The organism is Nocardioides sp., from assembly GCF_035481145.1.
Taxonomy (GTDB): Bacteria; Actinomycetota; Actinomycetes; order Propionibacteriales; family Nocardioidaceae; genus Nocardioides.
In genome coordinates this window covers 1-2,719 of record NZ_DATIHB010000078.1, presented here as the reverse complement: position 1 = coordinate 2,719, position 2,719 = coordinate 1, and the positions used below count along the sequence as shown (strand labels likewise).

Annotated in this window: 6 protein-coding genes; 5 read left to right on the top strand and 1 reads right to left on the bottom strand. The window is 67.5% G+C overall.

Annotated features, from left to right (window positions below):
• Positions 1-288 (bottom strand): hypothetical protein (locus tag VLF38_RS06845; RefSeq protein WP_325270531.1); only part of this gene is annotated, 288 nt, incomplete at its 3' end.
• Positions 289-453: 165 nt separating this feature from the next.
• Here VLF38_RS06845 and VLF38_RS06840 point away from each other — a divergent pair.
• The 5 genes from VLF38_RS06840 to VLF38_RS06820 are packed head-to-tail and all read left to right on the top strand — an operon-like array spanning position 454 to position 2,708.
• Positions 454-684: a helix-turn-helix transcriptional regulator gene (locus VLF38_RS06840; RefSeq protein ID WP_325270530.1), complete on the top strand. Its 231-nt coding sequence runs from the start codon at positions 454-456 to the stop codon at positions 682-684.
• Positions 681-1,001 (top strand): hypothetical protein, encoded by a 321-nt coding sequence (locus tag VLF38_RS06835; RefSeq protein WP_325270529.1) that lies wholly within the window; start codon positions 681-683, stop codon positions 999-1,001. The genes VLF38_RS06840 and VLF38_RS06835 overlap by 4 nt, the downstream gene beginning before the upstream one ends.
• Positions 979-1,311, top strand: coding sequence for a hypothetical protein (locus VLF38_RS06830; protein ID WP_325270528.1), 333 nt, complete (start codon positions 979-981; stop codon positions 1,309-1,311). The genes VLF38_RS06835 and VLF38_RS06830 overlap by 23 nt, the downstream gene beginning before the upstream one ends.
• A complete protein-coding gene (locus VLF38_RS06825; protein WP_325270527.1) occupies positions 1,312-1,599 on the top strand; it encodes a hypothetical protein in 288 nt (95 codons plus the stop codon).
• Positions 1,596-2,708, top strand: a complete 1,113-nt coding sequence (locus tag VLF38_RS06820) for an AAA family ATPase (RefSeq protein WP_325270526.1) — start codon at positions 1,596-1,598, stop codon at positions 2,706-2,708. Before VLF38_RS06825 ends, VLF38_RS06820 begins: the two co-directional genes overlap by 4 nt.
• The last annotated feature ends 11 nt before the right edge of the window (positions 2,709-2,719 follow it).

Sequence of the window (2,719 nt, the reverse complement as noted above, 5' to 3'; positions counted from 1 at the left end):
CTGCATGCCCACCCGGATCTGGAGAGGCTGCGACAAGCCAGGCCCGCTAGCCACAGTTACCCACCCATCGGCTGCATCCTCCTCCCATCGGAACGTGTAGCTGCTGGGGACACCCCATTGGTTCGCTTGCAAGTGCTCTATGGCCCACCGGAGCTCGCCTCGTGATGCTTCGCTCGGATGTACGCCCATAACGCGCGTGAACTCTTCGCGCGCGTTGGCGTCGGGGCCGAGGTGGAGCTCCAAGAGCTCGCGCGCCTGCTCCCACAGCTCGTCTTCGTCGCTATCCACGCCGTCAATGTAGCCGCGGTTGTCGCCGAATGGCAACCATCCGCGGAACTGTTTCATAGCCCGCGGCGTAACGCGGTACGGACGGACCCGCGGAACTGCTTGATTCTGCTTTCAGTAGGCGGGAAGCCTTCATGTCACCGACAGAGTGACAAAGAGGTGCCGATGATGACTGACCTGATCGCAGAGGTGATCGAATCCCGTGGACTGCCGCGCCCCAACGAGGCTCGGCGGATCCGCGAAGCTGCCGGCGTCACCCAGGATCGCCTGGCGCGCGAGGTGGACGTACACCGAGTCACGCTGGCGCGGTGGGAGGCCGGCACGCGAGTGCCTCGCGGCGCTGAGCGTGTGCGGTACGCCCGGATCCTCGCGGAACTCCAGAGGGTGATTGCCGCATGAAGCTCGAGGACCTGCGGGGTCGCCTGAGCCTCACGGTCCGCGAGTACCTCGAGCTCAGCGGCGCTGGGCGGGACTCGACGTACGCCGCGGTGAAGAACGGCGACCTTCCCGCGATCAAGGTCTGCGGCACGACGCGCATCCCGACCTTCCGGCTCCTCACCGAGACGTACGGGATCCCGGCCGACATCGCCGCCCAGGTCATCGGTCTGCCCCAGGCAGACAGCGAGGCCGGGCCCGCCAGCCCGACCATCGCCACCGTCCATGCCCTCACCAAGAGCACCGGAGGAACTCAGGATGACACTCCACCCGCTGCTTGACCAGCGTGACGCTGCTGCCTGGCGATTCGGGATGAACCACCCCGAGTCGTACCGACAAGCTCTGCGCGCCATCCTCGACCGCACGTCGTCGGGCGAGGTGGTCGTGATAGACGTCGCCACAGCTCACGTCCTGCTCCTCGACAACGTCTGGAGCCCCTGCACACGGCTCGGGGCCAGCATCGACGCGGCCCTCCGCCGCGGTGTGCGCGTGATCTTCACCGGAGACCGCCAGACGCTGTCGACCTGGGTCAGGCGCTTCGAAGGTGCAGAGGCCCCCGCCGGGCGCCGCCACCTCTGGCTGGTGAAGTAGATGCGGACGCCCGACAACGGCCACCACTTCGCTTACCGCGTCATCCAGGACGCCTGGGACGACGCGAGCGCTGCAGGTTGGATCCACCGCGCCGAGCTTTACGAATGGGCTCGTCCGCGGCCAGAGGACTTCGTGCCGGCGCACGTCACCCCCGAGGAGCGCCAAGAGCGCTGGAACCGACTCACCGAGCTCGCCAACGCCTGCCGGGCCCGGGCCGCCCTCGCGTGGCACTCCGAGGCAGAACTGCGCGATGCGCTCGAAGACGAAGTGCGAGGACACGCCGCATGACGGCTGAACCGTGGTGGACCCGTGAACCTCCGGACTCAGACGGTGCCTCGCACGCCCAGACCCCGCCCCCTGTCGTCGACTCCGGCGAGCCCAACGGGGAGCCAGAGCCTGACAGCGTCTATCGCCGACTCGCAGGATGGAAGCCCGGCGGCGCGTTCATCCTCGACGGCGAAGCCACCCCAACCGCACTTTGGGGAACCGGCGACGACGTACTCCTCGCCGATGGCGAATCCCTCATCATCGCGGGCTCGCAAGGCCTTGGTAAGAGCACCCTCGCGCAGCAGGTCGCACTCGGTCGCTGCGGACTCCCAGGCTACGAGGACCTCATCGGCTACCCGATCACCCCCGGAAACCAACGCACCCTCTACCTCGCGATGGACCGCCCGAACCAGATCAAGCGCTCCATGCGCCGCATGGTCGACGAAGAGCACCGCGCCCACCTCGACGAGATGCTCGCCATCTGGAGCGGACCGCCGCCGTACGACCTCGCCAAGCACCCCACCACCCTGACCGAGATGTGCCAGGCCTACGAAGCAGACACCGTCATCGTCGACAGCCTCAAGGACGCCGCACTCGGCCTCACCGACGACGAAGTCGGCGCAGGCTGGAACCGAGCGCGCCAGAAGGCCATCGCAGCCGGAGTCCAGGTCATCGAGCTCCACCACAACCGCAAGGCCCTCAACGGCGCCAAGGCGGCCACCCCGACGCTGGACGACATCTACGGCTCCACGTGGATCACAAGCGGCTCCGGCTCCGTCCTCCTGCTGACCGGCACGACCGGCGACCCCCTCGTGACCCTCCACCACCTCAAGCAGCCCGCCGACACCATCGGGCCACTCAGGCTGCTCCACGACCACTCCGCCGGCCGAACCGCGATCTTCCACTCCGTCGACCTCCTCAAGCTCGCCGCCGCAAGCCCCGCAGGCCTCACCGCACGAGACGCAGCCGCAGCTCTCTTCGAAACCGAGGAACCCACCGACGCCCAACGCGAGAAAGCCCGACGCCGCCTCGAGAAACACCACAAAGACGGCCACATGCACCGCAAAGACGGCGACCAGAAAGCCAACATCCCCACCCGCTACTTCCGCACCAGGAGGACCGGCGAATGACCCCCATACAC

Excerpts from the sequence above, each read along its gene's own strand:
- VLF38_RS06840 (WP_325270530.1), top strand. The coding sequence starts at position 454 with ATGACTGACCTGATCGCAGAGGTGATCGAATCCCGTGGACTGCCGCGC.
- VLF38_RS06835 (WP_325270529.1), top strand. The coding sequence starts at position 681 with ATGAAGCTCGAGGACCTGCGGGGTCGCCTGAGCCTCACGGTCCGCGAG.
- VLF38_RS06830 (WP_325270528.1), top strand. The coding sequence starts at position 979 with ATGACACTCCACCCGCTGCTTGACCAGCGTGACGCTGCTGCCTGGCGA.
- VLF38_RS06825 (WP_325270527.1), top strand. The coding sequence starts at position 1,312 with ATGCGGACGCCCGACAACGGCCACCACTTCGCTTACCGCGTCATCCAG.
- VLF38_RS06820 (WP_325270526.1), top strand. The coding sequence starts at position 1,596 with ATGACGGCTGAACCGTGGTGGACCCGTGAACCTCCGGACTCAGACGGT.